General features: G+C 58.5%; 16 protein-coding genes. 8 read left to right on the top strand and 8 right to left on the bottom strand.

The genetic code is table 11. The features are described from left to right. Nucleotides 1–41: 41 nt before the first annotated feature. The 4 genes from NL64_RS20595 to NL64_RS20580 form a co-directional block, all read right to left on the bottom strand. Nucleotides 42–455: a SufE family protein gene (locus NL64_RS20595; RefSeq protein ID WP_034149907.1), complete on the bottom strand. Its 414-nt coding sequence runs from the start codon at nt 453–455 to the stop codon at nt 42–44. Further along, the gene (locus NL64_RS20590; protein WP_034149906.1) at nt 452–1,657 is read right to left on the bottom strand and encodes an aminotransferase class V-fold PLP-dependent enzyme; all 1,206 of its coding nucleotides are present in this window, start codon (nt 1,655–1,657) and stop codon (nt 452–454) included. Before NL64_RS20590 ends, NL64_RS20595 begins: the two co-directional genes overlap by 4 nt. 147 nt (nt 1,658–1,804) lie before the next feature. After that, the gene (gene dapD, locus NL64_RS20585; RefSeq protein ID WP_034149905.1) at nt 1,805–2,839 is read right to left on the bottom strand and encodes a 2,3,4,5-tetrahydropyridine-2,6-dicarboxylate N-succinyltransferase; all 1,035 of its coding nucleotides are present in this window, start codon (nt 2,837–2,839) and stop codon (nt 1,805–1,807) included. A gap of 32 nt (nt 2,840–2,871) precedes the next feature. Continuing rightward, nucleotides 2,872–3,234, bottom strand: coding sequence for an ArsC family reductase (locus NL64_RS20580; RefSeq protein WP_008057297.1), 363 nt, complete (start codon nt 3,232–3,234; stop codon nt 2,872–2,874). Between the two features lie 262 nt (nt 3,235–3,496). Between NL64_RS20580 and NL64_RS20575 the strand changes: the two genes are divergently transcribed. Next, nucleotides 3,497–5,128: a Na+/H+ antiporter gene (locus NL64_RS20575; RefSeq protein WP_034149904.1), complete on the top strand. Its 1,632-nt coding sequence runs from the start codon at nt 3,497–3,499 to the stop codon at nt 5,126–5,128. Between the two features lie 24 nt (nt 5,129–5,152). On the opposite strand, the gene NL64_RS20570 is transcribed toward NL64_RS20575, so the two are convergent. From NL64_RS20570 to map, 4 genes are all read right to left on the bottom strand, one after another. Beyond that, nucleotides 5,153–5,890 carry a M12 family metallopeptidase gene (locus NL64_RS20570; RefSeq protein ID WP_034149903.1) on the bottom strand — a complete coding sequence of 246 codons (738 nt, stop codon included), beginning with the start codon at nt 5,888–5,890 and terminating at the stop codon, nt 5,153–5,155. A 210-nt stretch (nt 5,891–6,100) separates the two neighbouring features. Next, nucleotides 6,101–7,300: a succinyldiaminopimelate transaminase gene (dapC, locus tag NL64_RS20565; RefSeq protein ID WP_034149902.1), complete on the bottom strand. Its 1,200-nt coding sequence runs from the start codon at nt 7,298–7,300 to the stop codon at nt 6,101–6,103. A gap of 136 nt (nt 7,301–7,436) precedes the next feature. Continuing rightward, nucleotides 7,437–10,139, bottom strand: a complete 2,703-nt coding sequence (locus NL64_RS20560) for a [protein-PII] uridylyltransferase (protein WP_034149901.1) — start codon at nt 10,137–10,139, stop codon at nt 7,437–7,439. A 45-nt stretch (nt 10,140–10,184) separates the two neighbouring features. After that, on the bottom strand, nt 10,185–10,967 hold the full coding sequence (gene map / locus NL64_RS20555; protein ID WP_034149900.1) for a type I methionyl aminopeptidase: 783 nt from the start codon (nt 10,965–10,967) through the stop codon (nt 10,185–10,187). Nucleotides 10,968–11,339: 372 nt separating this feature from the next. Between map and rpsB the strand changes: the two genes are divergently transcribed. The 7 genes from rpsB (at nt 11,340) to ispC (ending at nt 17,402) form a co-directional block, all read left to right on the top strand. Further along, on the top strand, nt 11,340–12,077 hold the full coding sequence (gene rpsB, locus NL64_RS20550; RefSeq protein WP_003222119.1) for a 30S ribosomal protein S2: 738 nt from the start codon (nt 11,340–11,342) through the stop codon (nt 12,075–12,077). A 190-nt stretch (nt 12,078–12,267) separates the two neighbouring features. Continuing rightward, on the top strand, nt 12,268–13,131 hold the full coding sequence (tsf, locus tag NL64_RS20545; RefSeq protein WP_034149899.1) for a translation elongation factor Ts: 864 nt from the start codon (nt 12,268–12,270) through the stop codon (nt 13,129–13,131). Between the two features lie 211 nt (nt 13,132–13,342). Further along, nucleotides 13,343–14,086: a UMP kinase gene (gene pyrH, locus NL64_RS20540; RefSeq protein ID WP_003222124.1), complete on the top strand. Its 744-nt coding sequence runs from the start codon at nt 13,343–13,345 to the stop codon at nt 14,084–14,086. Next, entirely contained in the window at nt 14,083–14,640 is a 558-nt protein-coding gene (frr, locus tag NL64_RS20535; RefSeq protein WP_034149898.1) for a ribosome recycling factor, read from the top strand. Before pyrH ends, frr begins: the two co-directional genes overlap by 4 nt. 13 nt (nt 14,641–14,653) lie before the next feature. Then, nucleotides 14,654–15,409 (top strand): polyprenyl diphosphate synthase, encoded by a 756-nt coding sequence (uppS, locus tag NL64_RS20530; RefSeq protein WP_034149897.1) that lies wholly within the window; start codon nt 14,654–14,656, stop codon nt 15,407–15,409. Further along, the gene (locus NL64_RS20525; protein WP_034149896.1) at nt 15,409–16,215 is read left to right on the top strand and encodes a phosphatidate cytidylyltransferase; all 807 of its coding nucleotides are present in this window, start codon (nt 15,409–15,411) and stop codon (nt 16,213–16,215) included. Before uppS ends, NL64_RS20525 begins: the two co-directional genes overlap by 1 nt. Next, nucleotides 16,212–17,402 carry a 1-deoxy-D-xylulose-5-phosphate reductoisomerase gene (gene ispC, locus NL64_RS20520; RefSeq protein WP_034149895.1) on the top strand — a complete coding sequence of 397 codons (1,191 nt, stop codon included), beginning with the start codon at nt 16,212–16,214 and terminating at the stop codon, nt 17,400–17,402. Before NL64_RS20525 ends, ispC begins: the two co-directional genes overlap by 4 nt. The last annotated feature ends 28 nt before the right edge of the window (nt 17,403–17,430 follow it).

The raw sequence follows: 17,430 nt of genomic DNA, 5'->3' as shown, positions 1-17,430 counted from the left end.
GCAAGCCGGCTCCTACAGAGTGGTGTAGCGCCGAACAATCATCATGCACCCGCGAGGGCCAATTCGCGCATCCGCTGAAGCACTGCATTCAAACCATTACTGCGCGATTGCGACAAATGCCGCCCCAGCCCCAGTTGATTAAACCACTCCGGCAAATCCACCTGTTGCAACTCGGCAGCGGACAAGCCATTGACCCGCGCCAGCAACAACGCCACCAACCCGCGAATCAACCGCGCATCGCTGTTGGCGCTGAACTGCCAATGGCCGTCGCGCAATTCGCCTGTCAGCCACACCTGGCTTTCACAGCCGTGCACCCGGTTGGCGTCGCACATCTGTTCATCGCTCAACGTAGGCAGGCGCTCGCCCCATTGCATCAGCAGTCGCGCCCGCTGTTCCCAGCCAGCGGCAGCCTGAAAGGTTTCGAGTGCACTAACGGCATCGGCGGGCAAGTTCATCGCAATAACTCCAGTGCCTGATCCAGCGCCTCAAAGAACCGTTCCAGATCTTCGGAGTCATTGTAAAGCGCCAACGAAACCCGAATCGCTCCGGCCAGTTCGAAGCTTTTGAGCAATGGCATGGCGCAGTGATGACCGGCGCGAACGGCGATCCCCTGCTCGGTCAGCAAATGCGCGAGATCCGAGTTATGCACACCCTCGACGGTAAAACTGGCCAATGCCACTTGTGGTTTGCCCAGCAGGCGGATGCCGTTGCGCGACTCAAGGCCCTTGAGCAAATAGTCATGCAACGCCGCTTCATGGGCGGACACGGCGTCTTGATCGAGTCCGGCGAGATAATCCAGTGTCGCGCCCAATCCAATCACACTGGAGATCGGCGGCGTCCCCGCTTCAAAACCCAGCGGCGCGGGGCGAAAGCGTGCGTCGTGATAGTTGGCGTCCAGCACCATCTCGCCGCCGAATTGCCAAGGGCGCAGTTGTTGCAGAGCTTCATTGCGCCCGAACAATACGCCGAGGCCATCAGGCCCGTAGAGCTTGTGGCTGGAAAACACGTAGAAGTCGCAACCCAGCGCCTGCACGTCATGCCGGCCATGGACCACGCCTTGAGCACCATCGATGACGGTCAGCGCGCCTTGTGCCTTGGCCAGCGCCAACAACGCCGGCAGTGGTTGCCAGGCGCCGATTACGTTGGATAGCTGACTGACCGCGAGCAGGCGCGTGCGTGGGCCGATCAGTTGCGCGGCAGTGTCAAGGTCGATCACACCGTCGGTATCCAGCGGCAGGATAACCAGTTTCAGCTCGCGACGATGGGCCAGTTGCTGCCATGGCAGCAGGTTGGCGTGGTGCTCCAGGGCGCTGATGACAACTTCATCGCCCGGATTGAATGAGTGTTCCAGGCCATAGGCCAGGAGGTTCAGCGCGGAAGTCGCGCCGTGGGTAAAGATGATCTGCCCGCAATCACCGGCGTTGAGCCATTGCTCGGCTTTGCGGCGGCTGTCCTCGAACGCCTGGGTGGCGTGGGCGCCGGGCAAGTGTTGCGCCCGATGCACGTTGGCCGCGCCATTGGCGTAGTAATGCGCCAGGGCATCCAGCAAGGCTTGAGGTTTTTGCGTGGTGGCGGCGTTGTCCAGATAGGTCTGGTCTTGCCGTTGCAGGGCGGCGATGGCCGGAAAATCGGCGCGCCAGGGAGAGGGAATCATCATGCTATTCGCCTGTACGCCTGGCCCCTGTAGGAGCGAGCCTGCTCGCGATGATCGCATGGACGACACGGGCTGTCTGATGCCTCGCGTTATCGTTGACGTCCATCGCGAGCAGGCTCGCTCCTACAAAGGTGCAGGGGATCGTGTGGCTTAGTTGTGAGCGTGCAGCGCTTCGTTCAGTTCGATCGCCGATTTGTGGGTTTTGCACTCCACGGCACCGGTTTCCGAATTGCGACGGAACAACAAGTCCGGCTGACCGGCCAGTTCACGGGCCTTCACGACTTTGACCAGCTGATTTTTCTCGTCCAGCAGGGCCACTTTGGTGCCGGCAGTGACGTACAGGCCCGACTCAACGGTGTTGCGGTCGCCCAACGGGATACCGATACCGGCGTTGGCGCCGATCAGGCAGCCTTCGCCAACCTTGATCACGATGTTGCCGCCGCCCGACAGGGTGCCCATGGTCGAGCAACCGCCGCCCAGGTCCGAACCCTTGCCGACGAACACGCCAGCGGAGACGCGGCCTTCGATCATGCCCGGGCCTTCGGTGCCGGCGTTGAAGTTGACGAAACCTTCGTGCATCACGGTGGTGCCTTCCCCAACGTAGGCGCCCAGGCGCAGACGCGCCGCGTCAGCGATACGCACGCCGGCCGGAACCACGTAGTCGGTCATTTTCGGGAACTTGTCCACCGAGAACACTTCCAGCAACTCGCCACGCAGGCGTGCTTCCAGTTGATGCTCGGCCAGTTCAGCCAGGTCGATTGCGCCCTGGCTGGTCCAGGCTACGTTTGGCAGCAGCGGGAACACGCCCGCCAGGTTCAGGCCATGCGGCTTGACCAGGCGATGGGACAGCAGGTGCAGCTTGAGGTAAGCCTCAGGCGTGGAAGTCAGTTGAGCGTCTTCGGCCAGGATCGTGGCGACTAGCGGCTTGTGGCTCTCGGCCAGGCGGGTCAGCAAAGCTGCCTGGGCAGCGTCGACGCCTTTTACGGCTTCGGCCAGTTGCGAAGCCTGAGCGGTGGTGAAGGTGATGGCCTGGTTGCCGTCGGTGTAACCCAGGATCGGCGCAACAGCGGCGATCAGCTCAACGGAAGGGTTGAGCAGTGGCTGCGCGTAAAACACTTCCAGCCATGCGCCTTGACGGTTTTGAGTGCCGACACCAAAGGCCAGGCTGAACGGGGTAGTGGACATGTTGATACCTCTAACAAATTGAAACGGGCTGCTTACTTGAGCGCGGCCGCGTAGATATCTGGCTTGAAGCCAATCAGGGTTCGGTCACCGAGATCGAGCACCGGGCGCTTGATCATCGAAGGTTGTGCGAGCATCAGTTCGATGGCTTTCGACTGGTCGAGATCGGCTTTGCGTTCGTCGTCGAGCTTGCGAAAGGTCGTGCCTGCACGGTTCAACACCACTTCCCAGCCGTGCTCGTTGCACCATTGGGTCAAGTGTTCACGGTCGATACCGACCGCTTTGTAATCATGGAAGTCATAGCTGACAGCGTGTTCATCGAGCCAGGTGCGCGCCTTTTTCATGGTGTCGCAGGCTTTGATGCCGAAAAGGTGCAACGTTTTACTTGAAACAGTCAAGGAATCGCCCCCTTTACAGGTGCCGGAAATAAAAGGTGCCGGATTATGCCATGGAAGCGCAAATCCTGTGGGAGCGAGCTTGCTCGCGATAACGGCATTAAATTCAACATCCATGTCGACTGATACGCCGCCATCGCGAGTAAGCTCGGCTCCCACAAGGATTGCAGTGATTGCGGGTGCGACATTGGTGCAAAGGCCAGCGAGCAGTCTAAGCGGCTAATATGGCACTTCTATGCTGTCGATTGCCCGGGAACCACGCTTTATGCAAACCGCTTATACCGTCCTGATCCTGTTGATGCTGGTCGGCGTTTCACGCCTGATCGGACGGGTGATTCCGCTACCGTTACCGTTGGTACAAATTGCTGCGGGTGCCTTGCTCGCCTGGCCGACGCTTGGGCTGCACGTGGCTCTCGATCCCGAGTTGTTTCTGTTTCTATTCTTGCCACCGCTGTTGTTTTCCGACGGCTGGCGCATGCCAAAACGTGAGTTCTGGCAACTGCGCGGGCCGATCTTGACGCTGGCGGTGGGTTTGGTTTTGTTTACCGTGGTCGGCGCCGGGTATTTCATCCACTGGTTGCTGCCGAGTATTCCGCTGCCCGTGGCTTTTGCCTTGGCAGCGGTGCTGTCGCCCACGGACGCCGTGGCGGTGTCGGCGATCTCCCAGAATCGCTTGCCGACACCGCTGATGCACATGCTCCAGGGCGAGGCGTTGATGAACGATGCTTCGGGCCTGGTGACGTTCAAGTTTGCCTTGGCTGCGGCGGTGACCGGCGTGTTCTCGCTGGCCAATGCCAGTGTCACTTTCCTGTTGGTGGCAATCGGAGGCCTGGCCATTGGCGTGGCGTTGAGCTGGCTGGTCGGACGTATGCGCTCGTGGATGATCGCCCGCGGTTGGGATGACCCGGCGACCCACGTGGTCTTCATGTTGTTACTGCCGTTCGCTGCCTACGTGTTGGCCGAGCGCGTGGGCGCGTCCGGCATTCTGTCGGCAGTAGCGGCGGGGATGATGCAGAGCTGGCTCGATCTGCTGCCGCGCCAGACCAACACCCGGTTGCTCAACCGCAGTGTCTGGGCATTGCTGGAATTCGCCTTCAACGGCTTGATCTTCCTGCTGCTGGGCCTGCAATTGCCTGACATCATCAAAGCCGTGGCCAGTCACGAAACGTCGTTGTGGCCGACGTTGTTCTATCGCTGCCTCGACGTGGTGGCGATTTTCCTGGTGTTGCTGGTGTTACGGTTTGTCTGGGTGCAGAGCATCTGGCGCCTGTCCATTCTGCTGCGGCGCTGGCGTGGCAAGGATGAGATAACCCGGGTGCCGAGCGCGCGCTCCTGCTGGTTGTTGACGGTCGGCGGGGTGCGCGGTGCTGTGACGCTGGCGGGTGTGATGTCGGTGCCGATGCTCATGGGCGCCGACGCATTTCCCGAGCGTGACCTGCTTATTTTTATCGCCGCCGGGGTCATTCTGCTGTCACTGATTGCCGCGTGCATTGCCTTGCCCTTGCTGCTGCGCGGCATCGACAAGAGCCCCGACGACAAGCGCCGCAATGAAGTGCGCGATGCGTGGCGCAAGACCGCTGAAGCGGCCATTCATGCGCTCGAAACAGAAGAGGTCAGCCCTCAGGATGCCGCACAGTCAGCGCTGGCGGCAGAACTCAAGGCGCGGATCATGTCCGAGTATCGACATCAACTTGAGGTGTTCAACGATTCGGCGGAAGCCCAGGCACTGGCGTTTCAGATGGACTTGCTGGAGCGGCGATTGCGCTTGAAGGCGCTGCGGGCGCAGCGCCTGGAGTTATATAGCCTCAGTCGTCAGCACCAGATTGGTGACGACGTGTTGCGTGAGGTGCTGGGGGAACTGGATTTGAGTGAGGCCAAGCTCGGGCAGGTCAAGTAAGCATGCCCCGTTAGTCTTTCTTGATCAGGGATAAGCTGCGCGCGCGAGCGCTTTGTCGCCAGCACTGATTTGGAGGTTGTCCGCTTGTTCCCAGTCGCCAACAGTGCACGTATTGATGATTGGGTAGTGCATGACCGAATGCCGGTCATAGGGTGTATAGGTTCGGTCGGTTCGGCGAGGAAGCGGGAATACATGGTTGTCAACGGCTGCTTTAGACCAGCCATAATTTTGTTGATAGAACTGGTAGGTATTCTCTTTATGCCACGGAATGTCTGCATCGGGATGTTGATGCTCATGGGCAAAGCCCAAAGCGTGTCCGAACTCGTGGATGACAGTGCCTTCGTATGAGGTGGATGTATATTCCACGCCCAGACCCATCGTCGGAAGATGAGCGAGAACTGTCAAAGCGTCAGTCCCTATTGCAGAACTTGCGACCGTGTCATATTGCGGAGCCAGGTCAATCCGAATGTCTCCTTCGTAACGTTCGTCAGTGAGTTTAGTAAACTCAAACTTTAAGTTAACGTAAGGTTGCCATTGGCTAATGGCATTTTTGACTATTTCAAATCCACCATCCTCGTAATCGGTTATCGCGATTTTTAACGTCCGTCCAGATAGCCAGTATTTATTGTGTTCGCCCACGGCCCTTTTGCCGCGGCCCGATGATGTACTAGACGCATTTTCCGGATTTTCGGTAATGGCTGCTTCATAAGAGGCTTGAATGCTGGGTGGCGATTGGATGTGGCAAGGTTTAATGGTTTGCATAGTAACTTCCGTGTTTTTGCTTGTTTAGAATTTTATAGTTGGTGTCTTAAGAGTGTGAACTCTATTGATGTAGATTGTTGAGTTAGTTTAGGTGTTTCAATGTTAGGGGTGCGAGGTTAACTAAAAAGCTGTAGGGGATGTAGTTGCGATTAATGCGCTATGTTTCTTTGAAGGCCTGTACTGCATTGCACAGTACAGGCTTAGTTAATGTTACTTGCGGCGGTTTATGAAATCACGAATGCGTTCAGCCGCTTCGACGCACTCCGCCAATGGCGCCACAAGTGCCATGCGCACTCGGCCCGCGCCCGGATTGACGCCATCGACGTCCCGCGACAGGTAGGAACCCGGCACCACGGTCACATGCTCCTGCTCGAACAGATCGCGGCAGAAGGCTGCATCTTCACCGGCCACATTTGGCCACAAGTAAAAACCACCGTCCGGACGTTGCACATCCATTACCGGGCTGAGGATCTCCAGCACCGCGTCATACTTCTCACGGTACAAAGCACGGTTGGCGCGAACGTGCACCTCGTCGTTCCACGCGGCAACGCTGGCCAGTTGCGTCTGAACCGGCATCGCGCAGCCGTGGTAGGTGCGATAGAGCAGGAAACCTTTGAGAATGTCCGCGTCACCCGCAACGAAGCCAGAACGCAGGCCCGGCAAGTTGGAACGCTTGGACAAACTGTGGAACACCACGCAACGCTTGAAGTCCTTGCGACCCAGTTCCACGCAAGCGCTTAGCAGACCAGGTGGCGGGGTTTGTTCATCAAAGTAGAGTTCGCTGTAGCACTCGTCTGCGGCGATTACGAAGTCGTATTCATCGGCCAGGGCGATCAGCTTTTTCAGGGTATCGACCGGGATCAGCGCGCCGGTCGGGTTGCCTGGCGAGCACAGGAACAGGATCTGGCAGCGTTTCCAGATGTCTGGCGAGACCGCGTCGAAATCCGGATTGAAGCCGTTTTCGTCCAGGCATGGCAGGTAATGCGGCTTGGCCCCGGCGAGGAACGCCGCACCTTCGTAAATCTGATAGAACGGGTTCGGGCTGACCACCAGCGCGTCATCGCCACGGTTGACCACGGTCTGGGTGAAGGCGAACAGCGCTTCGCGGGTGCCGTTGACTGGCAGTACGTTGTGCGCCGGGTCGAGCCAGCCGTTCGGGACGCTGAAGCGACGCTCGCACCAGGCGGCGATGGCTTCCCGCAGCTCCGGGATCCCGAGGGTGGTCGGGTAGACGGCCATTTTTTCCAGATTACTGGCCAAGGCTTCGGCGACGAAGCTTGGTGAACGATGCTTTGGCTCGCCGATCGACAGCGCGATTGGGCGCTTGTCCGGGTTTGGCGTGACGCTGCCAAGCAGGGCACGGAGCTTTTCGAACGGGTAGGGCTGGAGCTGGGTCAGAGCGTTGTTCATCGGTCGATCTCGTTCAATGTGAAAACCACCACTCCGTAGGAGCCGGCTTGCTGGCGATTGCATCGCTGCGACACACCTGACACACCGAGGTGATGCCATCGCCAGCAAGCCGGCTCCTACACAGGGGGTATTTAATTCAGATACTGATGCGCGACAGTTTGATATCCGGTTCCTGGTTAACGCTCAACTGCTCGACGATTGCATCTTGTAACCGGCTGCACAGCAGCGGGTCGGACAACGGTTGGTTGTTGGCGTCGGTGATGAAGAACACGTCTTCCACGCGTTCGCCCAAGGTCGCGATCTTGGCGTTCTGCAGCGACAAGTCGAACTCCAGGAAGATCGTGCCGATCCGTGCCAAAAGACCTGGGCGGTCGGGGGCGGTCAGTTCGAGCACGGTCACCGGGCGCTGCGCGTCGTTGTGAATTGTTACCTGCGGAGCGAAGGCGAAATGCTTGAGCTGCCGTGGCACCCGACGCTGGATGATGGTCGGGTAGTCGTCCGGGTTGCGCAGGGCTTCGGTCAGGCCGTCGCGGATCTGCTTGACCCGTGCCGGGTTGTCGCCGATCGAGTCGCCGTCGGTGTCGAGCACGATGTAGGTGTCGAGGGTGAACTGGCTGCTGGAGGTGATAACCCGGGCGTCGTGAATGTTCAGGTTGAGCTGGTCCATCGCGGCTACGGTCACGGCGAAGAAATCGTGCTGGTCCGGCGCATAAATGAAGATCTGCGTGCCGCCCTCGAATTCGCGTTGGGTGGTTTCCTTGATCAGAACCAGCGGCCCGCCGTCGGCTGGCTGCTGGAGGATCGCATCGCTGTGCCAGGCGACATCACCGGCGGTGTGACGCAGGAAATAGTCATCACCCAATTGCGCCCACAACTGTTCGACGTCGTCCGGATCGGTACCGCCGCGCACCAGGATGTCCAGGGCCGCGCTCTGGGTCTGGCGGATCTGCTCTTCGCGATCCACCGGGTTTTCCAGGCCGCGGCGCAGTGCCCGCTTGGTTTCGGTGTAGAGCTGGCGCAACAGGCTGGCGCGCCAGGAATTCCACAGGGTCGGGTTGGTGGCGTTGATGTCGGCGACGGTCAGCACGTACAGGTAGTCGAGACGGGTTTCATCGCCGACAGTCTGGGCGAAATCGTGAATCACTTGCGGATCTGACAAATCCTTACGCTGGGCGGTGGTCGACATCATCAGATGGTTCTGCACCAGCCAGACGATCAGGCGACTGTCCCAGACTGGCAACTGGTGGCGCTGGCAGAAGGCTTCGGCATCCACCGCGCCGATTTCCGAGTGGTCGCCATGCCGGCCCTTGCCGATGTCGTGGTACAGCCCGGCCAGGTAGATCAGCTCCGGTTTGGGCAGCTTGCCCATGAGCTTGCTGGCCAGCGGGAATTTTTCCGACACTTGGGTGTATTGCAACTTACGCAGGTGCTTGATCAGGTTCAGGGTGTGGGCGTCGACCGTATAGATGTGAAACAGGTCATGCTGCATCTGTCCGACGATGAAACCGAACTCCGGCAAGTAACGCCCGAGGATGCCGTAACGGTTCATCCGCCGCAGGTTGCGGTGGATGCCGATCTTGCACTTGAACAGCTCGATAAACAGGCTGGTGTTGCGGATGTCGTTGCGGAAATCATCGTCGATCAGGTGACGATTCTCGCGCAGCAGACGAATGGTGTCGGCGCGCACCCCCTTGATTTCCGGCTGCTGGGCCATCAGCACGAAGATTTCCAGCATGGCGAACGGCGTGCGGCGGAACACGTTGTCGTTGCGCGCCTCGATGTAACCGTCGTGCAGCTGGAATCGCGAGTTGATGGGTTGCGGCGGCGCTTCGTCTTCCGGGGCGAGGATGACTTCCTCGAAGTGCTGGATGATCAGGTCGCTGAGCTGGGCAATGCTCATGACCACCCGGTAATACTGCTGCATGAAGTTTTCGATCGCCTGCTTGGCGTCGTCGCCTTCGAAACCCAGCAGCTTGGCGATGGTGCGCTGGTGGTCGAACAACAGACGGTCTTCGGAGCGACCGGCGAGCATGTGCAACGCGTAACGCACTTTCCACAGGAACTCCTGGGACGAAGCCAGCAGGGCGTTTTCGCTCTCCACCAGGAAGCCTTCGCCAGCCAGTGCCCGCAGGTTCAGGGTGCCGTATTCGCGGCGCGCTACCCACAGAATCGTCTGAATATCCCGTAGTCCGCCGGGCGAACCTTTGACGTTGGGTTCCAGGTTGTATTCGGTGTCGTTGTACTTGTGGTGACGAGCCTTCTGTTCGGCGCGTTTGGCCAGGAAGAAGTCCTTGCTCGGCCACATGTGCGCGGTGCTGGTGACATCCAGCATGCGTTGGCGCAAGCGCTCAGGCCCGCAGATGGTGCGGCTTTCCATCAGGTTGGTAACAACCGTCAGGTCAGCGCGAGCCTCTACGGCGCACTCGTCGACCGAGCGAACGCTCTGACCGACTTCCAGGCCGATGTCCCACAGCAACGTCAGAAAACGCTCGATGGAATCGCGGAAAACTTCGTGATCGGCGCTGTCCAGCAGGATCAGCAAATCGATATCGGAATACGGGTGCAACTCGCCACGACCGTAGCCGCCGACCGCGACCAGCGCGATGTCGGCGTCTTCACTCCAATTGAACTGCTCCCAGGCCTTTTGCAGGATGTTGTCGACGAACCAGGCGCGATCCTCGATCAGCCGGCGAATGTCCCGGCCGCTGCGAAAGCGCCCGTCGAGCACCTCGCGGGCCTGGCGAATCGCCTTCTTGAAGGCCGCAATCGGGCTTGCCTTCAGGGCCAGTTCAGCCTGGAACTGGCCGCGGTCGAAGAGTTCGGGATCCACCTGCGGCATCGATTGGCTTTCCTTTCTATAAGGCTGGGAGCTGTTCGTGGTTGATCAGGCCGACATGCGCGGGATGGTGTCATCGCTGCGCAGGGTGAAGATCTCGTAACCGGTTTCGGTGACCAGCAGGGTGTGCTCCCACTGGGCCGATAACTTGCGATCCTTGGTGATCGCGGTCCAGCCATCGCCCAGTACCTTGGTGTCGGCTTTGCCCTGGTTGATCATCGGTTCGATGGTGAAGGTCATGCCGGCTTTCAGTTCCATGCCGGTGCCCGCGCGGCCGTAGTGCAGGATCTGTGGTTCTTCGTGGAAGACCTTGCCGATGCCGTGGCCGCAGAACTCGCGGACTACCGAGAAACCGTTCTTTTCCGCGTGCTTCTGGATAATTTCGCCGATGTCACCGAGGCGGCAGCCGGGTTTGACGATCTCGATCGCCTTGTACATGCATTCCTGCGTCACTTGCGACAGGCGCTCGGCCCAGACCGGCACGGTGCCGACGTGGAACATGCGGCTGGTGTCGCCGTGGTAACCGTCCTTGATGACGGTGACGTCGATGTTCAGCGTATCGCCATCCTTCAGCGGCTTGTCGTTCGGGATGCCGTGGCAGACCACGTGGTTGATCGACGTGCAAATCGATTTCGGGTAGCCCTTGTAGTTCAGCGGGGCAGGGATGGCTTGCTGTTCGTTGACGATATAGTCGTGGCAGATCTGGTTCAGTTGATCGGTGGTGACGCCCGGCTTGACATGTTCGGCAATCATTTCCAGCACATCGGCGGCCAGTTTGCCGGCAACGCGCATTTTGGCGATGTCCTCGGGGGTTTTGAGGGTGACGGTCATACAGGCTCTCTCTGCGCTCGATGGCGCTTTCTTGACGAAAAGGGCGGTGCGCGAACGGTCGGCGCAGCCCTGAAAAACGCGATTCTATCAGACGATCAGCGCAAATCTGCGCCTCTGTGCATCGCTTCTCTCTATAGAATGGTGCATTCTGGGCGGATTCCAAGGGATGGAGGGGTGTGGTCACCAGGATTTCAGAATCCGGGTTCCGTTTTTTTCTCCCTTGTGATATAAAATGCGCCGCTTTCCGGGGATGCCCCGAAAAGCCTAAATCCACACACGTGTCGACACGATGACCTGGGTGCCTTCAGCTGAATGCTGCTGGTTGGTCATTGGGATACGTGGAGGCCAAACCCGACTTATTAAGGAACTATCATGTCCCAAGTCAACATGCGCGATATGCTGAAGGCCGGTGTGCACTTCGGTCACCAGACCCGTTACTGGAACCCGAAAATGGGTAAATACATTTTCGGCGCGCGTAACAAGATCCACATCATCAACCTTGAAAAAACCCTGCCAATGTTCAACGAAGCTCTGACTTTCGTAGAGCGCCTGGCCCAGGGCAAAAACAAGATTCTGTTCGTCGGCACCAAGCGTTCCGCTGGCAAGATCGTTGCTGAAGAAGCAGCACGTTGCGGTTCGCCGTACGTCGATCACCGCTGGTTGGGCGGCATGCTGACCAACTTCAAAACCATCCGTGCTTCCATCAAGCGTCTGCGTGACCTTGAAGTACAAGCCGAAGACGGTACTTTCGCCAAGCTGACCAAGAAAGAAGCGCTGATGCGCTCCCGTGACCTGGAAAAGCTGGATCGTTCCCTGGGTGGTATCAAGGACATGGGCGGTCTGCCAGACGCTCTGTTCGTTATCGACGTTGATCACGAGCGCATCGCGATCACCGAAGCCAACAAGCTGGGCATCCCGGTTATCGGCGTAGTCGATACCAACAGCAGCCCGGAAGGCGTTGACTACATCATCCCAGGCAACGATGACGCAATCCGCGCTATCCAGCTGTACATGGGTTCGATGGCTGACGCTGTAATCCGTGGTCGCAACAACGTTGCCGGCGGCACCGTAGAGTTCGCAGCTGAAGAAACTCAGGCTGCAGCTGAGTAATTGACGCCCTGGCGTTGACTCAGTAAGCAAAAAGGGGGCTTGGCCCCCTTTTTGCCACCTCGAAAACCATTTGTCGGCGCCCACTGCTCTATCTGTAACGTGCGGCAGCTAACAAGGGTGGTTCGGGAAGAATTGAACGCCCGTTCGATCGGGTGGAATGGTTGATAACCTATCCAAGAGGAATTTTGAAATGGCAGAGATTACTGCAGCGTTGGTCAAAGAACTGCGCGAGCGTACTGGCGAAGGCATGATGGACTGCAAAAAGGCCTTGACCAAGGCTGGCGGCGACATCGAAAAAGCCATTGATGACATGCGTGCTTCGGGCGCCATCAAGGCTGCCAAGAAAGCGGGCAACGTTGCCGCTGAAGGCGCTATCGCCATCAAGGCTGACGACAAGTCCGCCGTACTGCTGGAAGTGAACTCGCAGACCGACTTCCTGGCCCTGCAAGACGACTTCAAAAACTTCGTTGCTGCCAGCGTAGAAAAAGCCTTCGCTGAAAAACTGACCGACGCAGCTCCGCTGATCGCCGCTCAGGAATTGGCTCGTGAAGCCCTGGTGGCCAAAGTTGGCGAAAACGTCAACATCCGTCGTCTGGTTCGCGTAGAGGGTGACGTTGTCGGCACCTACCTGCACGGTAACAAGATCGGTGTTGCTGTTGTTCTCAAGGGCGGCGATGTTCAGCTGGCCAAAGAGATCGCCATGCACGTGGCGGCAAGCAACCCTGAGTTCCTGCTGCCATCGCAGGTTTCGCCAGAAGCCATCGAGCGTGAAAAGGGCGTTTTCCTGTCCTTGAACGAAGACAAGATGAAAGGCAAGCCTGCTGAAATCGTCGAGAAGATGATTGCTGGCCGTATCACCAAGTTCCTGGCTGAAGCCAGCCTGGTAGAACAAGCTTTCGTTATGAATCCAGAAGTCACCGTTGGTGCTCTGGCCAAGAAAGCCGGCGCTGAAATCGTTTCCTTCACCTACTTCAAAGTCGGCGAAGGCATCGAGAAGCCAGTAGACAACTTCGCTGAAGAAGTTGCTGCACAGCTGGCTGCCGCCAAGCAATAAGACAGTTTTTTAAACTGTCGCCCTGAAGAGGCTGCCCGCTCACGCGCGCAGCCTCTTTTCAGATGGGGAACCAATTTTTAATTGGTTTCCGTTTGGAACTGGCTTACAAAGCCATGTTCCGATGGCGCTGAAGCAGCGCCAAGCTAGAGTGAACGCCAGCTGAAAACAGCTCGCAAAGAATTTTTAAAATACGCCGCAGGAGAGATTCGCAATGGCTCAGCAGGGCAGTGGTTATCAGGCTCGCTATAAACGCATTCTACTCAAGCTTAGCGGCGAGGCCCTGATGGGCTCGGAAGAGTTCGGGATCGATCCGAAAGTTCTGGATCGCATGGCGCTGGAAGTCGGCCAACTGGTTGGCATCGGTGTTCAGGTCGGTCTGGTGATCGGCGGCGGTAACCTGTTCCGCGGCGAAGCGCTGAGCAAGGCCGGCATGGATCGGGTTACGGGCGACCACATGGGCATGCTGGCCACTGTGATGAACGCCCTGGCCATGCGCGATGCGCTGGAACGTGCGAATATCTCGGCCATCGTGATGTCGGCCATTTCCATGGTCGGCGTGACCGATCACTACGATCGCCGCAAGGCCATGCGCCATCTGAACTCCAAGGATGTGGTGATTTTCGCGGCCGGTACCGGTAATCCGTTCTTCACTACGGATTCGGCAGCCTGCCTGCGTGCAATCGAAATCGATGCCGATGTCGTGCTCAAGGCGACCAAGGTCGATGGCGTCTACACCGCTGACCCATTCAAAGACCCGCATGCCGAGAAGTTCGATCATCTGACTTACGATGAAGTACTGGATCGCAAGCTGGGCGTGATGGATCTGACGGCCATTTGCCTGTGCCGCGACCACAAGATGCCGCTGCGCGTATTTAACATGAACAAGCCCGGCGCCCTGCTGAATATCGTACATGGCGGCGCTGAAGGGACCCTGATCGAGGAAGGCCAACAATGATCAACGAAATCAAGAAAGACGCTCAAGAGCGTATGCAGAAATCCGTGGAATCGCTGGCGCACAACTTCGGCCGTATTCGTACCGGCCAGGCGCACCCGAGCATTCTCGAAGGTGTGATGGTTCCGTACTACGGCTCTGACACTCCGATCAAGCAAGTGGCGAACATCACCGTTAAAGATGCCCGTACCCTGCAAGTCGTTGCCTTTGAGCGCAACATGCTCGGTGCTGTCGACAAAGCCATTGGTAGTGCTGGTCTGAACCTCAATCCGACTAACCTCGGTGAGTTGCTGCTGATCTCCATGCCTGCCCTGACTGAAGAGACCCGCAAGGGCTTCACCAAGCAGGCTCGTGATGTCGCTGAAGATGCCCGTGTGGCCGTGCGCAACATCCGTCGTGATGCCAACAGCTCGCTGAAGGACCTGGTCAAGGAAAAGGAAATCAGCGAAGACGAAGAGCGTCGCGCAACCAGCGAAATCGATGATCTGACCAAGAAGTACGTGGCTCAAATCGACGCGAACCTGGCGCAAAAAGAAAAAGACCTGATGGCCGTATAAGGGTCGCGATTTCATGGAAAAGACCAAGCAGGCTGCACCGTCCGCGGTGCCGCGCCATGTCGCGATTATCATGGACGGTAATAATCGCTGGGCGAAAAAACGCTTTATGCCGGGTGTCGCCGGGCATAAAGCGGGTGTAGACGCGGTTCGTGCAGTCATCGAGGTGTGTGCTGAAGCCGGGGTCGAAGTATTGACCCTGTTCGCTTTTTCCAGTGAGAACTGGCAGCGCCCGGCCGACGAAGTCAGTGCCTTGATGGACCTTTTCTTCAAGGCCTTGCGTCGCGAGGCCAAGCGCCTCAATGAAAACAACATCAGTTTGCGCATCATTGGCGACCGTTCGCGTTTTCATCCGGAGCTTCAGGCGGCGATGCGCGAGGCTGAGTCAATGACGGCCGGCGCCAATCGTTTCGTCCTGCAAATCGCTGCCAACTACGGTGGTCAGTGGGATATCGCGCAAGCCGCGCAACGCCTGGCGCGGGAAGTTCAGGCTGGGCACCTGCGTCCGGAAGACATCACCCCGGAACTGCTGCAAACCTGTCTGGCCACCGGCGATCTGCCGTTGCCGGACTTGTGCATCCGTACCGGTGGCGAGCATCGCATCAGTAACTTCCTGCTGTGGCAGCTGGCGTACGCCGAGTTGTATTTCTCCGACCTGTTCTGGCCGGACTTCAAACACGACGCCATGCGTAACGCGCTGGCCGATTTCGCATCTCGCCAGCGCCGCTTCGGTAAAACGAGCGAGCAGGTCGAGGCTGGAGCCCGGGTTTAATGCTTAAACAACGAATCATCACCGCGCTGATCCTGCTGCCGATTGCCTTGTGCGGTTTCTTCCTGCTCGAGGGGTCGGCGTTCGCCTTGTTCATCGGGCTGGTCGTGACCCTCGGTGCCTGGGAGTGGGCGCGCCTGGCAGGCTTTACCGCCCAGCCGATGCGCGTTGCTTTCGCCGCTATCGTCGCGTTGATGTTGTTTGTCATGCACCTCCTTCCCGGGCTTGCGCCTTGGGTCCTGGGTGCGTCAGTGATCTGGTGGGGGATTGCGACTTATCTGGTGCTGACGTATCCGCGCTCCAGCGTGCATTGGGCCAGTGCGGCCTGCAAGCTGGTGATTGGATTGTTGATTCTGCTGCCGGCCTGGCAGGGCCTGGTTCAGATCAAGCAGTACCCGTTGGGTAACTGGCTGATCATGGCAGTGATGGTGTTGGTCTGGGGTGCCGATATCGGCGCCTACTTCTCGGGCCGGGCTTTCGGCAAGCGCAAGCTCGCGCCGCAGGTCAGTCCTGGGAAAAGCTGGGAAGGCGTTTACGGTGGTTTGGCCCTGAGTCTGGTCATCACTGTAGCTGTCGGGTTTTTCCGCGACTGGACGGTTGCTGAGTTGTTCAAAGGTCTGTTCGGCGCCGCCGTGATCGTGTTTATCTCGGTCGTGGGTGATCTCACCGAAAGCATGTTCAAGCGTCAGTCCGGGATCAAGGACAGCAGCAATTTGCTTCCAGGTCACGGTGGCGTCCTCGACCGGATCGACAGCCTGACCGCAGCGATTCCCGTGTTTGCCGTGCTGTTGTGGATGGCTGCACCGTGAGCCGCCCGCAGCAGATTACAGTTCTGGGGGCGACAGGTTCAATTGGCCTGAGCACGCTTGATGTCATCGCGCGCCATCCCGAGCGTTATCAAGTCTTCGCCTTGAGTGGTTTCACTCGGTTGAGTGAGTTGCTGGCGCTGTGTGTGCGTCACGTGCCGCGTTTCGCCGTAGTGCCTGAAGCCAGTGCCGCCCGAACCCTTCAGGATGATTTGCGTGCAGCCGGTCTTTCGACCCGTGTTTTGGTCGGGGAAGAAGGTCTGTGCCAGATCGCTGCCGATCCGGAAGTCGACGCGGTCATGGCGGCCATCGTCGGCGCGGCGGGTTTGCGTCCGACCCTGGCGGCCGTCGAGGCCGGTAAGAAGATCCTGCTGGCCAACAAAGAAGCACTGGTAATGTCCGGTGCACTGTTCATGCAAGCGGTGCGCAAAAGTGGTTCGGTGTTGTTGCCGATCGACAGTGAGCACAACGCCATTTTCCAGTGCATGCCACAGGATTTTGCCCGTGGTCTCGGCAAGGTCGGGGTGCGTCGGATTTTGCTGACAGCCTCTGGTGGGCCGTTCCGACAGACGCCTATGGCTGAGTTGGCACATGTTTCACCTGAGCAGGCGTGCGCGCATCCGAACTGGTCCATGGGGCGCAAGATTTCGGTCGATTCGGCCAGCATGATGAACAAAGGCCTTGAGCTGATCGAAGCCTGCTGGCTTTTCGATGCCAAGCCATCCCAGGTCGAAGTAGTGATTCACCCACAGAGCGTGATTCACTCCCTGGTGGACTACATCGATGGTTCGGTGCTGGCCCAGCTGGGTAATCCGGACATGCGCACGCCAATCGCCAACGCGCTGGCCTGGCCAGAGCGAATCGATTCGGGTGTAGCGCCGCTGGACTTGTTTGCCATTGCGCGTCTGGACTTCCAGGCACCCGATGAAGAGCGATTCCCTTGCTTGCGTCTGGCCCGTTTGGCGGCCGAAGCCGGTAACAGTGCCCCGGCGATGCTGAATGCCGCGAATGAGGTGGCTGTTGCGGCCTTTCTCGACGGACGGGTCCGTTACCCGGAAATCGCGAGTATCATCGAGGAAGTGTTGAATCTCGAGCCTGTAGTTGCGGTGGAAGATCTCGAGGCAGTGTTCACGGCAGATGCGAAGGCGCGTGTGCTGGCCGAACAATGGTTGAGTCGTCACGGGCGATAACTGCTGTAGTGTGTTGGCCCGTGCAGCA

The organism is Pseudomonas fluorescens (assembly GCF_000802965.1).
Classification (GTDB): Bacteria; Pseudomonadota; Gammaproteobacteria; order Pseudomonadales; family Pseudomonadaceae; genus Aquipseudomonas; species Aquipseudomonas fluorescens_A.
The sequence above is the reverse complement of the archived record's forward strand: the minus strand, read 5'-3'. Positions and strand labels throughout refer to the sequence as shown.

Excerpts from the sequence above, each read along its gene's own strand:
- pyrH (WP_003222124.1), top strand. The coding sequence starts at position 13,343 with ATGGCTCAGCAGGGCAGTGGTTATCAGGCTCGCTATAAACGCATTCTA.
- dapD (WP_034149905.1), bottom strand. The coding sequence starts at position 2,839 with ATGTCCACTACCCCGTTCAGCCTGGCCTTTGGTGTCGGCACTCAAAAC.
- NL64_RS20595 (WP_034149907.1), bottom strand. The coding sequence starts at position 455 with ATGAACTTGCCCGCCGATGCCGTTAGTGCACTCGAAACCTTTCAGGCT.
- NL64_RS20560 (WP_034149901.1), bottom strand. The coding sequence starts at position 10,139 with ATGCCGCAGGTGGATCCCGAACTCTTCGACCGCGGCCAGTTCCAGGCT.
- frr (WP_034149898.1), top strand. The coding sequence starts at position 14,083 with ATGATCAACGAAATCAAGAAAGACGCTCAAGAGCGTATGCAGAAATCC.
- rpsB (WP_003222119.1), top strand. The coding sequence starts at position 11,340 with ATGTCCCAAGTCAACATGCGCGATATGCTGAAGGCCGGTGTGCACTTC.
- NL64_RS20570 (WP_034149903.1), bottom strand. The coding sequence starts at position 5,890 with ATGCAAACCATTAAACCTTGCCACATCCAATCGCCACCCAGCATTCAA.
- NL64_RS20575 (WP_034149904.1), top strand. The coding sequence starts at position 3,497 with ATGCAAACCGCTTATACCGTCCTGATCCTGTTGATGCTGGTCGGCGTT.
- NL64_RS20525 (WP_034149896.1), top strand. The coding sequence starts at position 15,409 with ATGCTTAAACAACGAATCATCACCGCGCTGATCCTGCTGCCGATTGCC.
- uppS (WP_034149897.1), top strand. The coding sequence starts at position 14,654 with ATGGAAAAGACCAAGCAGGCTGCACCGTCCGCGGTGCCGCGCCATGTC.
- NL64_RS20590 (WP_034149906.1), bottom strand. The coding sequence starts at position 1,657 with ATGATGATTCCCTCTCCCTGGCGCGCCGATTTTCCGGCCATCGCCGCC.
- tsf (WP_034149899.1), top strand. The coding sequence starts at position 12,268 with ATGGCAGAGATTACTGCAGCGTTGGTCAAAGAACTGCGCGAGCGTACT.
- map (WP_034149900.1), bottom strand. The coding sequence starts at position 10,967 with ATGACCGTCACCCTCAAAACCCCCGAGGACATCGCCAAAATGCGCGTT.
- dapC (WP_034149902.1), bottom strand. The coding sequence starts at position 7,300 with ATGAACAACGCTCTGACCCAGCTCCAGCCCTACCCGTTCGAAAAGCTC.